Raw genomic sequence first — 22,276 nt, 5'->3', positions numbered from 1 at the left:
ATTCACCGCCGCACAACGAACCCCTGGAGAACGGTTCATCTTGTTATCCGAGGCCAAACGCGTAGTATCTATTACCGTTCCGAGGCGTCCAAGGCGGCTGAAACACAGCCCACCCCCTTTCCTCTTCATTACGAATGAACATGTCTGACTCGATGTTTGATCGATGCCATCGCGCACCAGAATCGTCCACAAGCCCGGCTTTGCTCGCCGCGGCCGTTGCCACGATCCTCTTTCATGCGAGCCCCTTCGACCACGTTCACGCTCAATCCACGACTGAATTCACGACCGCTCCCATGACCAACACCGAGTCGATTCAATATCCCAAAACCGAGACCGTTGATGTCATCGACGACTACCACGGTCGAAAAGTGGCTGATCCCTACCGATGGCTCGAAGATGTCGAAAGCGATGACACCGCCGCGTGGGTGACCGCGCAGAACGAAGTCACGCAAGCGTACCTCAACGAGTTATCGTCTCGCGGTCCGATGCGAGACAAACTCGAACAACTCTGGAACTATTCTCGCACCGGATTACCCGTCCGACGTGGCGATCGATACTTCTTCTCACACAACGACGGACTGCAGAACCAAAGCATTCTGTATGTCGCCCCCGCTGGCATCTCGGCGGATGAACTGACCGAAAAACGAACCGTGCTGATCGACCCGAACACACTCAGTGAGGACGGCACCGTCGCACTGGGTTCATGGCATCCGAGCGATGACGGAAAACTGCTCGCCTATTCGATCGCCGACGGCGGCAGCGATTGGCGAACGTGGCGTGTCCGCAATGCCGAAACCGGTGAAGACACCGACGACGTCGTCATGTGGTCGAAATTCAGCGGCATCGCTTGGACGCCCAACAGCGACGGATTCTACTACGCCCGATACGCCGAACCCGTCGAAGGTGAAGAACTCACCGGCACGAACGAAAACCAGATGCTGTATCTGCATCGCTTAGGCACGCCACAATCCGAAGACACGCTTGTCTACTCGCGTCCCGATGAACCGCAGTGGGGCTTCTCGCCGACGGTCACCGAAAATGAACGTTTCCTCGTCATCGAAAACTGGAAAGGCACCGAACCGAAGACACAGGTCTTCGTGCGTGACCTCCGCAACGCCGACGGCCCCGTTCGCCCCATCATCACCGGATTCGACGCCGACTATCGCTTCTTCGCTGCCGTTGATTCGGTGCTGTATTTCTTGACCGATCTCGACGCACCTCGACGACGTGTCATCGCCATCGATGTCGAAAAACATCTCGCCGATCCCAATGCGATGCAAGAAGTCAATCGATCGACATGGCAATCCATCTTTGACGAAACCACCGACACACTCGAAGACGTCTCGATGTTAGGCGACACGATCTACGCGAGCTATCTCAGCGACGCACTCAGCAAAGTCGTGCGTTACTCTCTCGACGGCGAACGGATCGGCGCGGTGACACTGCCCGGCAAAGGTTCCGCGGGTGGATTCGGGGGACGATCCGATGCGAAAGAAACATTCTTCTCGTTCAGCAACTACGTCACCCCTCCGAGTCTGCACCGCGTCGATGTCGCGACCGGCGACAGTGAACTGTGGTTACGTCCCGAAGTTCCTTTTGACGTCACTGATTACGTAACCGAGCAAGTGTTCTGCAAGAGCAAAGACGGCACGCGGGTACCGATCCTCATCACCCGCCATCGCGATCAGAAAAACGACGGCAGCAATCGCACGCTGCTCTACGCCTACGGCGGTTTCAACATCTCACTGACACCGTCGTATTCCCCCGCCATCGCCGCATGGCTCGACAGCGGCGGCGTCTATGCGGTTGCCAACCTCCGTGGCGGTGGTGAATACGGCAGCCAATGGCACGAAGACGGAATGCGACTGAAGAAACAAAACGTGTTCGATGACTTCATCGCGTCCGCAGAATACCTGATCGATCAGGGCATTACCCGATCAGATAAACTCGCGATCCGCGGAGGCAGCAACGGAGGCTTGCTCGTCGGCGCCGTCATGACGCAGCGTCCCGAACTGTTCGGTGCGTGTCTGCCCGCTGTCGGCGTGATGGACATGTTGCGATACCACAAATTCACGATCGGTTGGGCATGGGCAACTGAGTTCGGCAGCAGCGACGAAGAAGACCAAATCGACAACCTGTTGTCGTACAGCCCACTGCACAACGTCAAACCAGGCTCGTGCTATCCCGCAACGCTAGTCACCACGGCCGATCGCGACGATCGAGTGGTGCCCGGTCACAGTTTTAAATTCGCCGCCGCCTTGCAAGCCGCCCAATCATGCGACACCCCCGTACTGATTCGGATTGAAACACGCGCCGGTCACGGCGCAGGAACACCGACCAGCAAAAAGATCGACGAGTACGCTGATCTGTGGTCCTTTTTGATTGAAAATCTGTAACGAAGAAAAATTTTTTTTCTTCGCACGCAGCCCATCATTCTCTCCATCTCTTTTCGCGACCGATACGCACGATCATGTTCCTGCAAGCCCCTGATGAATCACCGTACGATCTGAACTTCTCGCTCTTCGGATTCCCGGTGCGCATCGCCTGGACGTTCTGGCTTGGCGCGATTGTGATCGGATACGATTTCGCCCAAAATATTGACGCCACCACCGGTAACAGCAGCCCCGGCATCTTCCCACTGTTGTTCTTGTGGACGGCATGTTTGTTCTTGTCGATTTTGATCCACGAACTCGGACACGCCTTCGCATTTCGCTTCTACGGACGAGAAAGCACGATCGTGCTGTATCATTTCGGTGGACTCGCGATCCCATCTTCGATGCGCAGTGACGGCCGAGGGTTTACCGACATTTCTTCCTCGCGCCAGGAAACCCACGTGTCTGATTTGGTGATCGCATTGGCCGGTCCACTGGCACAAATCGCCTCTGCATTCGCGGTAGCAGGACTCGTCACTGCAATGCGCTACGAAGTCACCGCATTTGCCCAAATGCCTTGGCCATTAGACGGTTTGCGTCCATGGTTCCAAGGTAAACCGGTCGCTAGCGTGGGTCTGAAGGCATTAATTTTGTTCTACGTGTTCCCAAGTGTCCTTTGGGCGCTGTTGAATTTACTTCCCGTGTTCCCGCTCGACGGTGGTCGCGTGATGCGTTCACTCGTTTTGATGAGCGGTGATCGTGGTGACACGTGGTTGTGGATCAGCATGGCGAGTGCCGGCGTCGTCGCCTTCTACGCATTAACACAAGGGCACCAACCGATCATGGGTTTGCTGTTTCTCTCACTGGGCTTCGGCAACTACCAGATGATGCAGAGTCCATACCGTTAAACATTGCGTATGCCGTTGCACACGCACACATCGACATTGCGATTGCGACGTTGTTTCATCTAGAAGAACCGCTGTCGTGCACATCCGATGACATGACAACACACACGTTCAATCGACATGCGCATCGAACGTAAACAGACAACGAATTCGACTGAGCATGCGATCAAATTTTGCACGTGTGGTTGCAAAACGGATTCCTCGTAGCAAAAATCTTTGCTAACGCAACCGCTTTTTTTAGAAAAAGATGTTGCGGAATTTGTGGAAGCGCGTACAGTTACGCGCTAGTGTGTTAACGGTTGCTTTTGCTTGCATGGTCAATGTGGAACATTGAAGCAAGCGGAAGTGACTACAAACTTGTGTTGTTGAGCCGTGGCCGGTGGCTTCCAAAGCACTTCGATGAGAACGATCGAGAGACCTTCATGGTCCATCGATCGAAGCAATCGAGTCTTTGAAAAGTCACAATGACTCATCAACCATTTTCTTTCTCGCGGAGGAAGTTGTGGCCAAGAAAAAAGCGACTGGCGTCAAAAAGAGCGCCAAGAAAAGCGTCAAGAAACGTGCAGCCAAAAAGTCGGTGAAGAAACGCGCCACTAAGAAGGTTGCAAAGAAGGCGACTAAGAAGAAAGCGACCAAGAAGAAGGCTACTAAGAAAGCCGCTAAGAAGTCCACTCGCAAGAAAGCGACCAAGAAAAAGGCAGTCAAGAAAAAGGCTGCTAAGAAAAAGCGTCGCTAGACGTTTCTCTTCGGTTGCCCTCGATTCTGAGGGACTTCGACGATTCATTTGCCAAGCCACGCGAGCCCGATTCGGTCAAACGTGGCTTTTTTTGTGTCCATACCCCTTTGAGCTCATCACCCCGCCCCATCTCGCCCCACACCGCATCCGCAGAATTACGTGATACGCTATCTGATGGCCTCGCCCCTGACCCACTCGCTCCCTCCATTGCACGCTCACGGCATCGCGATCCATGAACGATCCTCATGAGAACGATGCGGCCTCAAACGCCCCCCGGTCCACGCCGCCACCCACCGATCAGGGGCAAAATTCACCGTCTCGTGACGTGACCAACCCTCCCGCAACGCCCTCGCATCCGAGCGACCAACCACACGGCCCGTCACCCCGCAAACCGGCCCAAACAGACGCCCGCGCAGAAGACGACGATCGGTCTCTTGATGACGCCTGCGACGAAACCATTCTCACGCCCCGTTTCGATGCACATCGACTCGATGCCGGCCAACACGATGCCTCACATGCCGATGCCACGGCACCCGATGAAAGCCAACCTGATACCGCGCATGATGCCGACCAAACCGCACTGCACGGCAGAGAAAACAATCACGCCGCACAGATGCAGGCCGCGATCGAAATCGCCGCGAGAGACACGCCCGCGCGTGAGTCAAAATCAGGCAGTGTTTCATCCAATGACCTGCCCGCCAAACTCTTTCCCGGATCACTGCCGCCCGGTTGCCTCGTCGATGAGTTCCGCGTCATCGCACCGCTCGGGCAAGGCGCGTTCGCATGCGTCTACCTCGCTCAACAAGTACCGATGCGGCGGCTCGTCGCGCTAAAGATCTCTGCCGGCACAACGCACGACGGCAGTGACGCCGAAGAGTCACGAACGCTCGCGAGATTAGACCACCCGGGGATCGTTCGCGTCTTCGATCAGCGACACCTCGCCGGACATAACGCACACCTGCTTTACATGCAGTACCTTCCCGGCGGAACACTGGCTGGTGTTGTCACACGCGTGCGAAAATTCCGACGCGACTCACTCGCTTCACCACCCGGCGAGGACACGGCGAGCGAACTGACCGGACACGTGCTGCTCGACAGCGTCGACGAACAACTCCTCAACGCGTCTCAACAAGTCCCCGAACATTCCGCCGTGCGCGATTGGATCGCCACGTCATCGTGGCCCATGGTGGTTTCATGGATCGGCGTGCAACTCGGAAACGCGCTACAAGCCGCTCACGATCAAGGCGTGTTCCACCGCGACGTCAAACCCGCGAACGTCTTGCTGTCCGCCGAAGGCCTTCCACGACTAGCCGATTTCAACGTCAGCTTCAGCGTGCCACCGTCAACGACCGCCACCGCGCAAGGAACCGACCCGGACGAAGACAACATCGCCAACGAAGTCTCACGCTCAATCGGAGGCTCGCTCGCATACATGGCACCGGAACAAATCCACGCCGTTGCAAATGCGATCTGTGACCTTTCGCCGCAACCAACCGCTCATCACGAGGTCGGTGCGCTCGCTGATGTTTACTCCACCGGTGTCCTGCTGTGGGAACTCTGGCAAGGACAACGCCCGTTCGAAGACGAGCCTTCACCGATGCGTGGCCGCCGGTGGTTCGAACGACATCGCGAACGCCGCCGCAACAACCCGACAACCATCGAAACACCACCCACCCAACGCACATCCCGGTCACGGCGAAGCCACCCCGAAGAGAGCACCGCAGGGTCCCAACGCGTGCTCGAACAAGTCCTTCGCCAAGCGATCGAATTCGACCCAAAGAATCGACCGCAGAGCGCCGGTGAACTCGGCGCGAGACTCCGTTTGGCGCTCTACCCCGACGCCGCACGACTGTTCGATCCCGCAAGCGACTCGTGGGCAGGCCGATGCGGTCGCATTTCACCGTGGCTGATCGCCGCCGTGTTCATCTTGCTGCCGAACATCGCCGCCGGATGCTTTAATTTTCTCTACAACTACGTCGAAATCATCGGCCGCTACCCGGAACTGAAGCCGCGATTCTTCCACCTCGCCAACATCGTCAATGCGATCGCGTTTCCACTCGGTGGCGTCCTGATGGTGATGACCGCCAAACCCGTCGCGACAGCCATCCTGAAGGCGCGTGACGGAGGCTCGAGCGACCAAGACGCGATTCTGCGAACCGTGCATCTCGGCCGACGCGCCGCATGGATCGGCGGGCTGCTGTGGTTCGCCGCCGCGATCGTTTATCCACTCGTGCTCGTCAACGGCTCCCCCAGCCTTCCGCCCGTCGCGGCGTTGCACTTCTTCGGCTCACTCCTGATCTGCGGCGGCGTCGCGGCGGTCTATCCGTTCTTCGGACTCGTCGTCATGACCTCCACGGTTTACTACCCGTGCCTGATCCGAAAAACGATGCAAGACCCACGGTTCGACCAGCGGCACGCCGACATTCGCAAATGGTGCGGCCGTTTCCTGCTCGCCGCCGCCGGGATCCCGCTACTCGGACTCGCACTGCTGCTCTCGCGTGACACGATCGCCAAATACGTCGTCGCCTCCGCCGTCGCCGCAACCGCGGTCGGCCTCCTCGCCGCCTTCGCCGCCTACCAATGCGTGCAAACGAATTGGGAAACGATGAGCGAAGTCCTCTCCAACCGAAAACGATCCGCCGGCTCCATCGGCCTCGACCGACCAGGGTAAAAAAAGCAACTAGCAACTAGCAACTAGCAACTAGCAACTAGCAACTAGCTTCTATTCCCCCACCAACGCCACCCGCACGTCACAAACGTTCGTGCCCGTCGGCCCCGTGACCAAAAGCCCACCGGTTTGTTCGAAGAAACGATACGCGTCGTTGCGTTTGAGAAAGCCATCGGGCGACAACCCCAGCTCCATGGCCCGGCGATGAACGGCCCCGTCGACATAGGCACCCGCGGCGTCCGTCGGCCCGTCCTCCCCGTCGCTACCGCCGGACAAGATCACCAACCGGCCCCACTCCGCGTCGCTCAATCCACTCGCCAGCAATCGCTGATAGGCAGCCAACACCAACTGCTGGTTCCGCCCGCCCTTGCCCCGAATCGACGCGTCCGCCAACTGCACCACCGGCTCCCCACCGGTAATCAACGCGTCCTGCCGATGCAAACTCTGGTCGCGGCGGAGCATCCCGAGCGTCATGTCCGCCAAATGCACCCCGACCTCCTCCGCGGGCCCCTCGCTGTCCCTCGCCGATTGCATCACATGGTTGTACCCCAACGACTCAGCCACGATCCCGGCCGCGTCCACGGCGACGGCGTTGTTGCCCACTACCGTGATCGGATACTCGGTCTCACGTGGCGCCGGGGCCACATCCGCCTCGAGCACCACATCCGCCTCAGGCACAGCGTCCGCCTCGAGAACAGCGTAGACCGATTTCGGTAAACGTCTCTCCGGATCAAACCTCGCGAGCACCGCCAACGCATCCTCGCGGGTCGACGGGTCCTTTACCGTCGGCCCCGAAGCGATCAGATCGAGAGGATCGCCGAGGACGTCCGACAACACCATCGTGACCATCCCACCGCCGCAACGGGCCCGCGCGAGCCCTCCGCCTTTGACATCACTGAGATGCTTCCGAACCGTGTTCAGCTCCGCGATGTTCGCGCCACCGCCGCTCAATCGCTGGATCACGGCGAGCTTCTCCGCCAGCGTGATGCCCGCGACCGGACGGCACAACAACGCACTGCCGCCACCGGACAGCAGCATCACGACCAAATCTCGCGGCCCCGCGCCTCGCACCCATTCCAAAATCCGATCGGTGCCTCGAATCGACTCCTCCGTCGGCTCGTTCACGCCCGCCGGGCGAGCCGCACACAACGTCAACTCATCCGGCCAATCAATCCCTCCAGGCACACGATCACAGCCCTCGGGCACGTTTACGTGCCCCACGATCTCGATGGCGTCTAACTCCCGCTCGCAATCGCGAATCCGTTCCACGAACCCGACCGCCATCGCCCCCGACGCCTTACCCGCGCCGATCAGAACGATCCGGTCGAACGAGCCCCGCGGAACGCAAATTTCGCCCAACGTCAACTGTTGCCGATCCAAGTGCACGCAATCCCGCATCAGCGTCTCGCCGCGAACAGCGTCCACACCAGCCTGAAAAATCGCCTGGGAGTCCCGGCAAAGATCACGCATCGTTCCAAATCCCCAAATCCCCAAATCCAAAGAAACACCCCAAAACCAAGACAAAACATCCTCGATCCCCCGGCCAAGGTCGAGGAGGGGATACAGGAGCAGAGAGACAGACAGGTGCTGCACTATATTTTTGACCAGGAAAACTACGAACCAAACGAAAGATGGTCTCCGTTCTTACTTTCGTGACATTCGTGTATTTCGTGGTCCAAATCCAGGCGTTGGCCCAGGCTCGATTCTTTAACCACGAAAGCTACGAACCAAACGAAAGATGGTCTCCGTTCTTACTTTCGTGGGTTTCGTGGTCTAAATCCAGGCGTTGGCCCAAGCTCGATTCCTTAACCACGAAAGCGACGAACCAAACGAAAGATGGTCTCCGTTCTTACTTTCGTGTCATTCGTGCATTTCGTGGTCTAAATCCAGGCGTTGGCCCAGGCTCGATTCCTTAACCACGAAAGCTACGAACCAAACGAAAGATGGTCTCCGTTCTTACTTTCGTGTCATTCGTGCATTTCGTGGTCCAAATCCAGGCGATGGCCCAGACTCGATTCCTTAACCACGAAAGGCGCGAACCAAACGAAAGATGGTCTCCGTTCTTACTTTCGTGTCAATCGTGTATTTCGTGGCCTAAATCCAGGCGTTGGCCCAAGCTCGATTCTTTAACCACGAAAGCGACGAACCAAACGAAAGATGGTCTCCGTTCTTACCTTTCGTGACATTCGTGTATTTCGTGGTCCAAATCCAGGCGTTGGCCCAGGCTCGATTCTTTAACCACGAAAGGCGCGAACCACACGAAAGATGGCCTCCGCGCTTAATTTCGTGTCATTCGTGTATTTCGTGGTCCAAGTCCAGGCGTTGGCCCAAGCTCGATTCCTTAACCACGAAAGATGGCCTCCGCTCTTAATTTCGTGTCATTCGTGTATTTCGTGGTCTAAATCCAGGCGTTGGCCCAAGCTCGATTCTTTAACCACGAAAACTACGAACCAAACGAAAGATGGTCTCCGTTCTTACTTTCGTGTCGTTCGCGGGTTTCGTGGTCCAAATCCAGGCGTTGGCCCAGGCTCGATTCCGTACCAGGAAAACTACGAACCAAACGAAAGATGGTCTCAGCTCTTTTTTGCGTTGTTCACGTGTTCCGCGGCACGCCCCCAGACACGAGAAGAGTGCGACGGCCCGCAACTAGCCTCCCACAAGCTAACGACTGACAGCTATTAACAAAGCTATTAGCTGTATTTCCCGCTCTCCCGTGATATCCTAGGGGACGCACGACCGCTTCTTTTCTGACGAAGGACCTCGCCATGAGCAAAACGATGCAAGATTTCACCGACCTTCTGCTCCAGCAAGGCGTCATCAGCCTCGACCAACTATCCGAAGCCGAGGAGATCTCCCGGAACACCAAAGCCGAGATCGGGGACGTCCTCGTCAAACTCGAATACGCGACCCCCGAAGAAGTCGCGCAGGCGATCGCCAAATTCCACAAAATCCCCTACGTGGACCTCCGCAGCATCCGGATCAACGAATCCGTCATCGAGCTCGTCCCCGAGTCCGTCGCCCGCGAGAACATGGTGCTGCCCTACAAAGAGGAGGACGGCGCCCTGACGATCCTGATCGCCAACCCCTTCGACCTCGAAACCGTCGAAAAGCTGCGATTCATCCTCAACCGCAAAATCGAAACCGCCCTGGCCCCCAAAGAGGCCATCAACGGTGCCATCAACCAGTACTACGGGCAGGTCGAAGGTGAATCCGCTGACTCGATGCTGCAAGAGTTCACCGACACGGCAATCGACTTCACCGAAACCGACAGCGGCAGCGACGGGATGGACGAGGGCGACGTCGACGACGACTCCGCACCCGTCATCCGCCTGGTCAACCTGATGATCGCCGAAGCCGTGCAGCTCCGCGCCAGCGACATCCACGTCGAGCCGTTTGAGGACCGCGTCCGGATCCGTTATCGAATTGACGGCGTTTGCGTCCAAAGGGAGGCAGCCCCCCGCCGGATGCTCTCCGCCATCATCGCCCGGATCAAAATCCTCTCCAAAATCGACATCTCGGAAAAACGACGCCCCACTGACGGCCGGATCAAGATCACCGTCGGCGACAAACAGCTCGACCTCCGGGTCAGCATCATCCCGACCAACCACGGCCAATCCTGCGTGATGCGGCTCCTCGACAAGGACAACATCAAAGTCGGCACGCGGCAGCTCGGGCTCTCCGAACGCGACTTCCGGAACTTCAACTCCCTGATCAAACGCCCCAACGGAATCATCCTCGTCACCGGACCGACCGGGTCCGGAAAAACCACCACGCTCTACGCCTCTCTCAACGCGCTGAACCGACCTGACCGAAAGATCATCACCGCCGAGGACCCCGTCGAGTACTACCTGCCGGGCATCAACCAAGTCGAAGTTCGACATAGCATCGGACTCGACTTCGGCCGCATCATTCGAGCCATGCTCCGCCAAGCACCGAACATCATCCTGGTCGGTGAAATGCGAGATCATGAGACCGCATCAATGGGAATCCAGGCTTCATTAACTGGACACCTGGTATTCAGTACGCTACACACGAACGATGCGCCCAGTGCCATATCACGCATGGTGGACATCGGAGTCCCATCCTACATGGTGGCAAGCTCCGTCATCGCGGTGCTCGCCCAGCGTCTCGTGCGGACCATCTGCCCCCGCTGCAAGGTGCGGTACCAGCCGCCAGAAAGCGTCATCAAGGACTCGCAACTTCCACCCGAAATGCTGGCCCAGGCGGAGTTCAGCAAAGGGCGTGGCTGCACCTACTGCGGGCGGTCGGGATACCGGGGCCGGATCGGCATCTACGAACTGATGCTGATCAACGGCAAACTCCGTGAACTCATGTTTAAAGGCACCACCACGAAACTGGTCCGCGAAGAGGCCATCAAGAACGGAATGTCAACGCTTTACGCGGACGGAATGCTCAAAGTCATCCGGGGCGTGACCACATTCGAAGAGGTCTACCGCGTCGCGAAACAGACCGAGCAAGAGGAACTGGCACTCAGCCACATCGCCAAGGAACTCTCGTCTCTCTAGGCCCACCGAGGCCCTCGCCGGGACTGCCCAAACCCCCGCCCTCAAGCGGCCAAATCACGGGCACGCCCGCCCGGAAAACACGCCTCCGCTCGCCACCGCATGAACCCCGGCGGTGGCGATCGCGACGAACCCGCGCAAACCGCCTTCCCACCCCCCTGCGTGGCGTCCCAAACGACTCGCTGGCGTAACGGTTTTGCGTCCTATACGGGTCGGCAGAGCGTGCGAATTGAAACTCTCCCGGTAAATCGTTGCCTTTTCACACGTGTTTCACGATAATGCTCGCACTGGCCCACCAGCCAGCTTTATTTTTCAGTGCCCGATCGACCCCATCATTCTTATCTCTCGATCTGCCTGAACCCCAGCCATTGGCATCCTTTTTATTCAGTGACGCGGTGAGTCCCCGAAACCGGGCAAGAACAGTTTCCAACGGCCCAAACGCCCGACCAAACGATTCTTTCCCCCGCTTCGCCCCCAACGCCTCACCCAACCCCGATCGATTTTCAACGGCTAGGCATCATTCCCTGAACGTCAATTGCTAGCAATTCCGCCCGATTGAGCGGACCGGCTCGCCACGCACCAACGCCCCACCGGGGACGCGGCTATTGTCGCGCCTCCATGCAACGCGCGTTGCGATACGTTCTCATCCCCCCGTCCTTCTCCACTCTCTCAGTTTACCTCTTTAGCAATTAGCGGACGCCATGGCCCAGGTTCTCATCGACAAACTGCTGCAAGCTGCTGTGAAGCAGGGCGTTAGCGATATCCATATTGTCGTTGGCCAACCGCCCGTGTTCCGCCTGCACGGCCGGATGCGCAAACTCGAGACCAAGACGCTCGATGCCGAAGACGCCGTGGGGCTGATGAAGAGCATCACGCCCGAACGTTGCCAACGGGAACTTCAAGAGACAGGATCAACCGACTTCGGGTTCGCGTTCGGCGAACTGGCCCGTTTCCGGGTCTCGGTCTTCAAACAACGTGGCTTCATCTCGATGGTGCTGCGGCAAATTCCGAACGACAAACTCACCCCCGAACAACTCGGGCTACCCGAAGTGGTCGTGAAATTGGTTCACCGCCCACGCGGTTTGTTCCTCGTCACGGGCCCAACGGGTTCCGGGAAATCGACGACCCTGGCGAGCCTCATCAACCTGCTCAACGAGACCGTCGACCACCACATCATCACGATCGAAGACCCGATCGAGTTCTATCACGAACACAAAGAATCGACGATCAACCAACGCGAGGTCGGCGTCGACGTCCCGAGCTTCTCCGAAGCGATCCGGCGAGCCTTGCGTCAGGACCCTGACGTGATCCTCGTCGGCGAGCTTCGCGACCTCGAAACGATCGAAGCAGCCATCAGCGCGGCCGAAACCGGTCACGTCGTGTTCGGCACCCTGCACACCAACAGCGCCCAAGGCACGGTCAACCGGATCATCGACGCGTTCCCCGGTAACCTCCAAGACCAAATCCGCACCCAGCTCGCATCGACCCTGATCGGCGTTGTCGCCCAGTCACTGCTGCCGAAGATCGGCGGCGGACGCTGCGCCGCCTACGAAGTCCTCGTGGTCACCTCGGGGATTTCGAACCTGATCCGCGAAAACAAAACGTTCCGCATCAACTCGTCCATGCAAACGGGTGCCAAATTCGGAATGCAACTGATGGACGACGCACTGTTCAACCACTGGAAAGCCAACCGAGTGACCGTCGAAGACGTCCTCGCAAAATCACACAACCCCGACGACCTCGCCCGCCGCATCGTCCAAGCCCGCAAGGGAATCGAAGAAGGCACCGAGCCCGAAGGGGAATAAACCCACACGACGAAACATAAACCCCCACGACGAAACCGAGCCTCCCCACCCAAAGATTCACCCGCCCTCCGGGAGGGCCGAGCGAAGTGAGTGGAGAGTCCTCCCAACGTCCAAACATGTCGCCATCGGCGTTTTGCTCCTCGCGAGCGCCAACCATCAAAACTAACTCGGCGGGCCACCGCCATTTTCACTCACTAGGCCGTTAACCCGAGAGCACATCGCTCGACAGTTGCCGGCCGCTGCGAAGCGTCCTTGCTATGTCACAACGTCGTATCGGGCAGATCCTCGTCGACCTCGGTTTCCTAACCGATGACCAACTGCAGATCGTGCTCGAAGAGCAAGAACAACAGCCCGGTTCGCTGTTCGGTAAAGTCGCCGAAGACATGCAGCTCGTCACCGACGAGCAATTGATCCAAGGGCTCGCCGAGCAGATGGGCATGCAAACCGTCTCGCTCGAAGAAGCGAAGATCGATCCCGAGGTGCTCGAACGGATCAGCGAAACGATGGCACAACTCTATCGCTGCGTCCCGGTGCAGTTCGATGAGGCCGCCAACCTGCTGACGATCGCCACCTGCGACCCGCAAAACCTCAACATCCAAGACGAACTGCGAACGTTCCTCGGCCACGACATCCGCGTCGTCGTCGCGACCGAACGTGACGTCAACACCACGATCACGAAACACTACGACAGCGAAGCGGAAAGCGTCGAGAAACTCGTCGCCGAACTCGCCGAAGACGAAGAACTCAAGGCCGCCGTCAGCGTTCTCGACCAAGAGAAATTCAGCATCACCGACGCCGCCGCGTTGGCCGACTCGGCGCCCGTTCGCAAACTGCTCAACATGGTCCTGCTGCTCGCGATTAAGGACCACGCCTCGGACATCCACTTTGAACCCTTCGAAGACGAGTTCCGAATCCGGATCAAATCCGAAGGCGTCTTGTACGAAATGGTTCCCCCGCCACGCCACCTCGCGTTCGCGATCACGACGCGGATCAAGGTGATGGCGGACCTCGACATCGCCGAACGACGGATGCCACAGGACGGCCGGATCGAACTGATGGTCGGTGGTCACCCGGTCGACCTTCGCGTCAGCGTTCTGCCGACGATCTTCGGCGAATCGACCGTCATGCGTGTGCTCGACCGTTCGGTGGTGGACCTGTCACTCGACAACGTCGGGATGGACCCCACCACCATCGCCAACTTCCGCAAAGCGATCGATCGCCCCAACGGCATCATCCTGGTGACGGGCCCAACGGGATCCGGCAAAACCACCACGCTGTACTCGTCACTGAGCGAACTGAACGACCCGAAAGAAAAGATCATCACGACCGAAGACCCCGTCGAGTATGACATCGACGGCATCATTCAAATCCCGATCGATTCCAACGCGGGCGTCACGTTCGCATCGTGCCTGCGAGCGATCCTTCGCCAAGACCCTGACATCATTCTCGTCGGCGAAATCCGTGACCTCGAAACGGCCGAGATCGCGATCCAAGCCGCACTGACGGGACACCTCGTGTTCAGCACCCTGCACACGAACGACTCGCCGAGCACGGTGACGCGTCTGACGGACATGGGGATCCAACCCTTCATGATCTGCGCGACCGTCGAAGCGATTCTCGCACAACGACTCGTCCGCCGGATCTGCACCAAGTGCCGTGAGAAGACCCGCGTCAGCACCGACCTGCTGATGGAACTCGGACTCAACCGCGAGGAAGTCGAAGAGACCGACTACTTCAAAGGCACCGGCTGCGAAAACTGCAACAACACCGGATACAAAGGCCGGATCGCGCTGTTTGAATTGATGGTCATGAACGACGCCATCCGCGAAATGATCATGTCCGGCGACAGCACCGACGACCTACGAGACAAAGCCCAAGCCGACGGAATGATCACCCTCCGCGACTACGGAATGCAAGTCGCCCGAGAAGGAATCACCACCCTCGACGAAATCGTAAGAGAAACAGTTGTGGATGGCTGATTAGCGATTAGCTGTTAGCTTCCAAACAAATCCTAATCTTAATCTTACTCATAATCTTAATCCCCACCGCCAACTTAACTCACAATCTCAATCCCCACCCCAACTCAAATCATCGCCCGAACAACACGCATCTTCATCGCCCGCCCTATCCCGCAAAACAAAACACCGACCAACTCAGGCTAAGAACTTTTAGGAGCCCAGTAATGCGACAATTCGACCACGAAAAGCTCATCGTTTACCAACGTGCCATCGAGTTCGTAGCCTGGGCCTCCAACCTACTTGACAATGTTCCGCGCAAGTATGCCGCCAACGATCAACTTGATCGAGCATCAACCTCAATCCCACTCAATATCGCAGAAGGAAACGGCAAGTTCACAGCAAAAGACCGCTGTCGTTTTTTCGACATTGCACGAGGATCGACGCTCGAGTCGGCAGCGTGCCTGGACGTACTCGTCGCGAAGAATTTGATTGAACGTGATGTCGCGTTGGAAGGCAAGCAAATGCTGCTCGATACCGTCTCAATGCTGATAGGCCTGATACGAGCCAACGACAGCGAACGCGAGGTCTAGCCGTGTACGAATCACGCGTAGCCAACCGGTTGGGACACCAGTGAGAGATGAAGATTAGGATCAAGATTAAGATTAAGAATGCGAACGATTGGCGATAGCAATCGAACGATAGTTGAAACACCTGTAGTTATTAACCTTTTCACCTGAGCATAGCTCATGCCAACTTATACCTTTGAAGCGATGGACGCGACCGGACAAGAGATCCGGGACGAAATCGAAGCCGCTAACGAGGACGAAGCGCAAACCACTATTCGTCAGATGGGATACTTCGTTACGAAGATCGCCGTCAAGAAACAGGCCGCAGGCGCCGTCGACGTTGGTGGGAAGAAGAAACGGCCCTTCGCCCTCGGGGGTGCCAAAACGAAACACATCTGCGCGTTCACCCGCCAGCTCTCAATTCTGCAGGACGCCGGCTTGCCGATCCTCCGCAGCCTCAAGATTCTCGAACAGAACCAGAAACCCGGCAAACTCAAGAACGCCCTGATGGACGTTTGCGACGAGATCGAAGGCGGGTCAACGCTCTCCGAAGCGATGGCGAAATGCCCCAAAGTCTTCAACCGTCTTTACGTCAACATGATCAAAGCCGGTGAGGCCGGTGGTGCTCTCGAAACCATCCTCAACCGTCTCGCCGACTTCCTCGAAAGTGCCGAGTCACTCAAACGAAAAGTCAAAGGTGCGTTGATCTACCCGGTCATCGTGGTCACGGTCGCGATCCTGATCCTGACGTTCATCATGTTGTTCATCGTTCCGACGTTTGAAAAGATGTTCGACGAGTTCGGCTTGACCCTTCCCGCACCGACGATGCTGCTCATCGCGATGAGTAACTACATCGCGGGCTACTGGTTCCTGCTGATCGCGATGCCGGTGTGTGCGTTGATCCTGATCAAACTGATGCGGAAATTCAAACACGGCCGGATCGGGTTCGACATGTTCATCCTCCGCGTGCCGATCTTCGGGGCGTTGATCGAAAAGAACATTCTCGCCCGGACGACACGAACGCTCGGAACACTGATCAGTTCCGGGGTGCCGATCATGGAAGGCCTGAACATCACCCGCGAGACCGCCGGTAACGCGATGTTCGAAAAACTGTACACCAAAGTCGCCGAGCAGATCCGCGAAGGGGAAGTGATCAGTAAACCGCTGCGGGAACACTCCGTCCTCGGGTTCCACCCCATGGCCGCCGTGTTCTGGGCGTTGTTCGGATCGTTCCCCGGCATCATGGTCATGAGCGTCGCGTTGACGAGTAAAGGCAGCAAGCTCGACAAAGACGGCATGGTTCAAACACTCACGTTCCTTGCGCTTTACATGATCGTCGGCGGGATGGTGCTGTGCGTGCTGTTCTACTTGACCAAGATCAAAGGGCGGGTGGTTGATGACCTCGTCGTCAACATGGTCGACGTCGGCGAAGAGACCGGCGAACTCGACACGATGCTCTACAAAGTCGCCGACACGTACGACGAAGAAGTCCGGATCATGACCGACAGCCTCACGGCACTGATGGAACCGATCATGATCGTGTTCCTCGGGGTCGCGGTCGGCTTCATCGTGATCTCACTCTTCATGCCCCTCGTGGAACTGATCACCGGATTGACCTAGGCCGCAACTAGCAACTAGCAACTAGCAACTAGCAACTAGCAACTAGCAACTAGCAACTAGCAACTAGCAACTAGCTAACAGCTAACAGCTAACAGCTAACAGCTAACCCCAACAGCTTTCCCAACCGCCTCTTCCTCCCAAGGCTTGTAGCCCATGACCACCGCAACCCACCAATCACCGCCCCCCTCCAAACCCGGTTTCACACTAGTCGAAATCCTCGTGGTGATCACGATTATTGGGATTCTGGCAGGGCTGTTAATCCCGGCGATAACGAACAGCATTAGGCGAGCGAACGAAACCGCGCTTAAGCTTGAAGTGAACTCAATCGCTCAAGCTGTAGAAGCGTATAAAGAAAAATACGGAGATTACCCGCCGGATGGCAGCAACGAAGCGGTGTTAAAACGGCACATGCGGAAGCTGTTTCCAAGAATGGCAGAGCCGGATGTCACAATTCTCGACCGACTTGTCGACAATGAAGCAGCTACCAATACAACAGGAGCGTTTAGTCCTAATGCCATGGATCGTGCTGAAGCATTAGTGTTCTTCTTAGGTGGTTTCAGTGCCGATATTCAGCATCCGATTACAGGCCCTGGCGGACCGCTGGAGCTTCTCGCTTCCGGCACAGCGGGCTCGACGGATCTCGCGGACTATCAGCTTCAAACAACTCGAGATAATACATTCTTTGATTTCGATCAAACCAGGATGACGATGGTCTTGAATGGTGCAAGATATGTAAGCAATGACGAAACGCTCTTCGGTTTTCCTGTTTCAGGCTTTTCGATAGGAGACTACGGTGGGTCGCAGGATCTTTTGCCTGCGTACTTGGCGGGTGGTGATGAGACATCTCCGATTGTTTATTTCGATTCACGCACCTACGGCAATATCAGCACCAGTTCGACAGCGGTGTACAACGGATACCTCTCCGGAACCAGTGAAGTCGGTGGAATAAGGCCTTACAAGACTGAAATAGGAATCAAGCCACCTGCCGGCAGCGAGTACGCCGACGAAGCCGAAGCGTTTGCGGCCGTGTCTTTCCACCGCCCTAATTCATTTCAGCTAATTTCGCCCGGACTGGATGGAGTGTTTGGCTCCATTCTATCCATCACCTCCGGATCACCAGGCGACACCCCGGTTCACTTTGTTACCGAGTCAGGTCGCACTGTTTATCCCGCCAACGGGACTTCCGCAACTTCGATTAGCTCACTGTACTTTACTGACTCTAGCCTGGGCAGTCGCGGGTATCAGGATCGTGATTGGAACAGCAACATCAACGTCAACGGCAATCTCGACAATACAACCAACTTTATTGAAGCCGCAACTCTCGAGGGCGAGCTGGAATGAGGTCTAACACGAAACAGCAACGCTACCGGACTGCTTTCACGCTCACAGAGATCCTGGTCGTGATGGTGATCATGAGCATCATGGGAAGCATGGTGCTTTTTGCCGCCCGTGGCGTGGTCAATAGTGCAAGAGCGTCTCGCACGCGAGCTATCATCGGCACCTGCGACGGGGTTATTCAAGAACTATATGAATCTTATAAGTATCGGCCACTCCCCCTTGCTATTCCCAATCTATCGAGAGATGCGGTAAACCCGAACAATACTTCGCAGAAGATGACTGCCAGTTTTGAATTGTTAGCCTACGAAGCCGCGCGTGTTCGGCTGAACATGACCAGAGATCTGCAGCGTCTGGAGATGCCGGACAAAATCGCTGATGTTGCGACATGGAATTCGACTGAATGGACAACATCGGATCCGGTTTCAATCAAGGCAGTAGCAAACCGAATAGTCGAAGACGCTGCAACCGGACGCGTGATTCGAAAGTTCGATGGCTCGTCATTTCCACGGTTTGAATTCCCCGTTACATGGGCTGGTTCAGGCAAGCCTGCTAACTTTGTTACGCGTGCCAATAGCGTGACCACCTCTGCCACAGATACCTGGGACACGGAGAACGAAGGCGCTGAATGCTTGTATCTCATAATGGCAACTTCCTTTGCCAGCGGTACACCCGCGATCGATGGAATTCCTGACTCGAATATCGGAGACACGGACGAGGACGGAATGCCTGAGATCCTTGATGGCTGGGGCAGACCGCTAGGTTTTGTGCGATGGCCAGTTGGGTACACGCTGCCGACAGGGAGATTTGACAACAGTGTTCCCGATGATTTTGACCCTTTCCGATCTGATTTCGGTTATTTGGTTGCGAGCGAAGACGAGCCTTATTCGATCCGACCACTTATTCTCTCCAGCGGCGAGGATGAAGAGTTTGGGGTGGAGCTTTCCTCCTCAGTCGATCATTCAACTCAATCTTGGCCACTTAGTTCGATGGACACAGGTACCACATCGAAAATTGGCGATGAAAACGACGGAAGATCAGCCCCCTATCAATTTGTCGACCCTTATCTGCGGCATTCGTCGGTGTCGGTAAAACCGGGGCAGATAACCAATGCCGAACTGCATGCTGACGACATAACCAACTTCTCGCTTCAGGAGTCGCAGTGATGTGGAAATTTGCAAATACTTCGTGTGAGCCGAAGGCGAACCAAACCAGCTTCAGTAGAACGAATGCAAGTCCAGTAAGCTCGCTGGCATTCACACTGGTCGAATTGCTGATTGCGCTTTTCATCGTAAGCCTTCTTGCTGCGATAGCGCTGCCAACAGTGAAAGAGATCGTTGACGATCAAAAAAGTGTGCGTACTGTGCAAAACATCGCTGCGTTTATCGACGTTGCACGAAATCGCGCGATCGCTGAACAGCGTAACGTTGGCGTCCGCATAGAGCGTTTAAACGTTTCCACACCGTTCGGACGAAGTGCATCCCTTCAGCTAAGGCAGTTGACAGGAGTGCCGCCCTACAGCGGTGACGCGTCCGATGCCATGGCTAGGTTGCAAGAATCAAGTGGCGGTGCGGGGATTGATGAAGCTGAATTTGACGCTGTTGACTGCCCGCTAATTGCATTGAGTTCTGAGATACTCAGAGATTCTGCGATCGACGATGAGTTGGCCCCAGTGAAGATTGGTGACCTTTTGGAATTGCCTGGTGGAAGATGTGCACCTATCACCACCATTTCAGACGACGCAACCACTGGCAATGCGGCAACGACGGTTACGGTCTCATTCGATCTTACAGAAAGAACACCAGCCACTCACGCAGCGCCAAACGTGCCGCGATATCCCTCTACTGTCCGCTCACCACTGAACACGCAAGATCCCGTTAAATTCCGGATCCATCGAAGCCCCACTGTATCGTCGACAGCGGTTCTTACTATGCCGAGAGGCGTAGCTATCGATCTTAATTTGTCTGGCTTCACAGTACGAGATAGGGATGTGGATGGTGACTACGATGACGAATTGCTTGACGATGGCAATAGCTTTGCACCTTTCACGAATAGCACCGCAGAAGGACATATCGACATCGTATTTGGACCTGGTGGCGAGGTCACTGGTGTAAGAGAAGTCGGAGATCCATACTCGATTCCAGATTCAACAATCTATCTCTGTATTGGGAAGACGGACGGAATAATTGTATTTGGTGAAGATCTCTACCAAAACGATCGCAGAGGCCAATCGAATTTGATGGATCTCGATTCGGTCTGGTTGGTCATTAACCCCAATAGTGGTCATGTCAGAACGAGCCCTTTTGCGTCAATAGATGGCTCGACAATCAAAACAACCGCGCCAGACAATCAAGATCTCACGAAGCTAGCTGAAGCAGTGCGAGAGGCCCGTGAACTTGCTCGAAGTGGCGTATCGCTGGAGGGGAATTGATGAAGATTTTAGCGTCAGTAAAGACACGCTGCGGCGTTACGCTCGTCGAGGTAATTTTCGCCATCGGCGTCGTCATGATCGGGCTGTTGGGCTTAGTGTCCGTTTTGCCCGTCGCAGGACAGCGAGCACAGAGCTCGATCGATTTGAACATTGGTTCGGAATTGACGTCTGCTGTTGGAAAAGAAGTCCTCGCACGTGACTGGATCTCAAATGACAATTTGATTCCTCTTGGCAGCGTTGGGGTGGTCAATAGCACACCGAAGTTCATTCGTCCGTTTTGTATTGATCCGATGATGGGGGCTGCCGAACCGTCCGACGACGCCTCGAACAGCCATGCCGATTCGTACAATGCAGATGTGTTTCCGTTCTACGAGCCCAATCATGACCCGCTGCTCGACCCTTCGCAGGAAACGTCGGTTAGCACAACAGGATACGCAGGCCAGCCACGTATGCTGCGAGTGGGGTTGTCTGATGTTGCTGCGTTGATTGCCACGGGGCAGTTTGAAACGGCACGCACGCTCGTAGAACGTCCTGATGACCTCAACGTGTTGCGTCCTAAAGATCGATCGATCTCTTCCTCGCTGCTGGGACTGCAAGCGAGCAACGCAACCAGTGCTGTCCCATTTGGGCGCGGAGCGCCGACGGGGCAATACAGTTGGATCATTACCGTCGACCCTTTCGAAGACACACTGCATGCGTCGATGTCGGTTGTCGTCCTGCGAAACCGAGAGCTTTTCGATACATTTCCTCTAAACGACCAAGAGCCCCCTAACGGCAACGCTCTATCGGAACGTCTATGCATGGTAGCAGAGTCATCTGGATTCAGCGGCGGAGCCGGCGGCACGGTGACACTGCTATCCGCGGGAAATACACCTCCAAACATTCAGTCAAACGACTGGATCATGCTCTCCCGGACAGTGGATCCCAATGCAACTGTTCCAATACTCACTGCAAATCATCGGTGGTATCGCGTGATTTCAGTGGACAGCGAACCGGAGATCATCGAACCCTCGTCTAACACAGCTGTAGACGGAATTTTTGTCTCAGACACAGGCGCAAGTGCGTCAGATAAGAACTATCGTCCAGACACTACGGTTTGGAAACGAACCGTAATGCTGGACGGGCCTGATTGGTCTTTTTCTTCGGTTGCCTTTCCAGCACCCACTAACCCATTAGACAGCACTGAAAATTCAGTGACCTACGCAACGCTCATGGAAGGTGTTGTGGCGGTTAAGGAGCAATCGATTTCGCTTGCTAACTTTGAATAAGGCGCGCGTAACGCCAGCAACCGCTCGGCTGACTTTGCTTGTACTGTTTGAAAAACACCCCGCTTTATGCGCGGTGAGCAACGCTCACC

At 56.2% G+C, this 22,276-nt stretch carries 14 protein-coding genes; 13 read left to right on the top strand and 1 reads right to left on the bottom strand.

Translation table 11 applies throughout. The features are described from left to right. The first annotated feature begins 134 nt into the window (after positions 1–134). From FHS27_RS01700 to FHS27_RS01685, 4 genes are all read left to right on the top strand, one after another. Entirely contained in the window at positions 135–2,396 is a 2,262-nt protein-coding gene (locus tag FHS27_RS01700; protein ID WP_184300803.1) for a prolyl oligopeptidase family serine peptidase, read from the top strand. 74 nt (positions 2,397–2,470) lie between these two features. After that, the gene (locus FHS27_RS01695; protein ID WP_184300800.1) at positions 2,471–3,280 is read left to right on the top strand and encodes a site-2 protease family protein; all 810 of its coding nucleotides are present in this window, start codon (positions 2,471–2,473) and stop codon (positions 3,278–3,280) included. Between the two features lie 499 nt (positions 3,281–3,779). Beyond that, positions 3,780–4,013, top strand: coding sequence for a hypothetical protein (locus tag FHS27_RS01690; RefSeq protein WP_009101124.1), 234 nt, complete (start codon positions 3,780–3,782; stop codon positions 4,011–4,013). 232 nt (positions 4,014–4,245) lie between these two features. Then, the gene (locus FHS27_RS01685; protein WP_184300797.1) at positions 4,246–6,684 is read left to right on the top strand and encodes a serine/threonine-protein kinase; all 2,439 of its coding nucleotides are present in this window, start codon (positions 4,246–4,248) and stop codon (positions 6,682–6,684) included. Positions 6,685–6,735: 51 nt separating this feature from the next. Here the strand turns inward: FHS27_RS01685 and FHS27_RS01680 are convergent, their stop codons facing one another. Beyond that, entirely contained in the window at positions 6,736–8,151 is a 1,416-nt protein-coding gene (locus FHS27_RS01680; RefSeq protein WP_184300794.1) for a glycerate kinase type-2 family protein, read from the bottom strand. A gap of 1,295 nt (positions 8,152–9,446) precedes the next feature. Between FHS27_RS01680 and FHS27_RS01675 the strand changes: the two genes are divergently transcribed. The 9 genes from FHS27_RS01675 to FHS27_RS01635 all read left to right on the top strand — a co-directional run bounded on the left by FHS27_RS01675 (position 9,447) and on the right by FHS27_RS01635 (position 22,187). Beyond that, complete coding sequence (locus tag FHS27_RS01675) at positions 9,447–11,207, top strand: GspE/PulE family protein (RefSeq protein WP_184300791.1); 1,761 nt, start codon at positions 9,447–9,449, stop codon at positions 11,205–11,207. A 698-nt stretch (positions 11,208–11,905) separates the two neighbouring features. Continuing rightward, on the top strand, positions 11,906–13,009 hold the full coding sequence (locus FHS27_RS01670) for a type IV pilus twitching motility protein PilT (protein ID WP_184300787.1): 1,104 nt from the start codon (positions 11,906–11,908) through the stop codon (positions 13,007–13,009). Between the two features lie 257 nt (positions 13,010–13,266). Beyond that, complete coding sequence (locus FHS27_RS01665) at positions 13,267–14,988, top strand: GspE/PulE family protein (RefSeq protein WP_184300784.1); 1,722 nt, start codon at positions 13,267–13,269, stop codon at positions 14,986–14,988. A gap of 203 nt (positions 14,989–15,191) precedes the next feature. Beyond that, positions 15,192–15,557: a four helix bundle protein gene (locus tag FHS27_RS01660; RefSeq protein WP_009101134.1), complete on the top strand. Its 366-nt coding sequence runs from the start codon at positions 15,192–15,194 to the stop codon at positions 15,555–15,557. Positions 15,558–15,713: 156 nt separating this feature from the next. Further along, positions 15,714–17,153 carry a type II secretion system F family protein gene (locus FHS27_RS01655; RefSeq protein ID WP_009101136.1) on the top strand — a complete coding sequence of 480 codons (1,440 nt, stop codon included), beginning with the start codon at positions 15,714–15,716 and terminating at the stop codon, positions 17,151–17,153. Between the two features lie 153 nt (positions 17,154–17,306). Then, the gene (locus FHS27_RS01650) at positions 17,307–18,494 is read left to right on the top strand and encodes a type II secretion system protein (protein ID WP_184300780.1); all 1,188 of its coding nucleotides are present in this window, start codon (positions 17,307–17,309) and stop codon (positions 18,492–18,494) included. Beyond that, entirely contained in the window at positions 18,491–19,654 is a 1,164-nt protein-coding gene (locus tag FHS27_RS01645) for a type II secretion system protein (protein WP_184300777.1), read from the top strand. Before FHS27_RS01650 ends, FHS27_RS01645 begins: the two co-directional genes overlap by 4 nt. Then, on the top strand, positions 19,654–20,919 hold the full coding sequence (locus FHS27_RS01640; protein ID WP_184300774.1) for a pilus assembly FimT family protein: 1,266 nt from the start codon (positions 19,654–19,656) through the stop codon (positions 20,917–20,919). Before FHS27_RS01645 ends, FHS27_RS01640 begins: the two co-directional genes overlap by 1 nt. Then, the gene (locus tag FHS27_RS01635; RefSeq protein ID WP_184300771.1) at positions 20,919–22,187 is read left to right on the top strand and encodes a type IV pilus modification PilV family protein; all 1,269 of its coding nucleotides are present in this window, start codon (positions 20,919–20,921) and stop codon (positions 22,185–22,187) included. Before FHS27_RS01640 ends, FHS27_RS01635 begins: the two co-directional genes overlap by 1 nt. Positions 22,188–22,276: the final 89 nt, after the last annotated feature.

Source organism: Aporhodopirellula rubra, from assembly GCF_014192335.1.
Taxonomy (GTDB): domain Bacteria; phylum Planctomycetota; class Planctomycetia; order Pirellulales; family Pirellulaceae; genus Rhodopirellula; species Rhodopirellula rubra.
Note: the sequence above shows the minus strand (reverse complement) of the source record. Positions and strands in the feature narration are given on the sequence as shown.

What these genes read in the sequence shown, in the direction of transcription:
- FHS27_RS01645 (WP_184300777.1), top strand. Translation starts at nt 18,491, where the DNA reads ATGAGGTCTAACACGAAACAGCAACGCTACCGGACTGCTTTCACGCTC.
- FHS27_RS01680 (WP_184300794.1), bottom strand. Translation starts at nt 8,151, where the DNA reads ATGCGTGATCTTTGCCGGGACTCCCAGGCGATTTTTCAGGCTGGTGTG.
- FHS27_RS01675 (WP_184300791.1), top strand. Translation starts at nt 9,447, where the DNA reads ATGAGCAAAACGATGCAAGATTTCACCGACCTTCTGCTCCAGCAAGGC.
- FHS27_RS01635 (WP_184300771.1), top strand. Translation starts at nt 20,919, where the DNA reads ATGAAGATTTTAGCGTCAGTAAAGACACGCTGCGGCGTTACGCTCGTC.
- FHS27_RS01655 (WP_009101136.1), top strand. Translation starts at nt 15,714, where the DNA reads ATGCCAACTTATACCTTTGAAGCGATGGACGCGACCGGACAAGAGATC.
- FHS27_RS01700 (WP_184300803.1), top strand. Translation starts at nt 135, where the DNA reads ATGAACATGTCTGACTCGATGTTTGATCGATGCCATCGCGCACCAGAA.
- FHS27_RS01685 (WP_184300797.1), top strand. Translation starts at nt 4,246, where the DNA reads ATGAACGATCCTCATGAGAACGATGCGGCCTCAAACGCCCCCCGGTCC.
- FHS27_RS01660 (WP_009101134.1), top strand. Translation starts at nt 15,192, where the DNA reads ATGCGACAATTCGACCACGAAAAGCTCATCGTTTACCAACGTGCCATC.
- FHS27_RS01665 (WP_184300784.1), top strand. Translation starts at nt 13,267, where the DNA reads ATGTCACAACGTCGTATCGGGCAGATCCTCGTCGACCTCGGTTTCCTA.
- FHS27_RS01670 (WP_184300787.1), top strand. Translation starts at nt 11,906, where the DNA reads ATGGCCCAGGTTCTCATCGACAAACTGCTGCAAGCTGCTGTGAAGCAG.
- FHS27_RS01640 (WP_184300774.1), top strand. Translation starts at nt 19,654, where the DNA reads ATGTGGAAATTTGCAAATACTTCGTGTGAGCCGAAGGCGAACCAAACC.
- FHS27_RS01695 (WP_184300800.1), top strand. Translation starts at nt 2,471, where the DNA reads ATGTTCCTGCAAGCCCCTGATGAATCACCGTACGATCTGAACTTCTCG.
- FHS27_RS01650 (WP_184300780.1), top strand. Translation starts at nt 17,307, where the DNA reads ATGACCACCGCAACCCACCAATCACCGCCCCCCTCCAAACCCGGTTTC.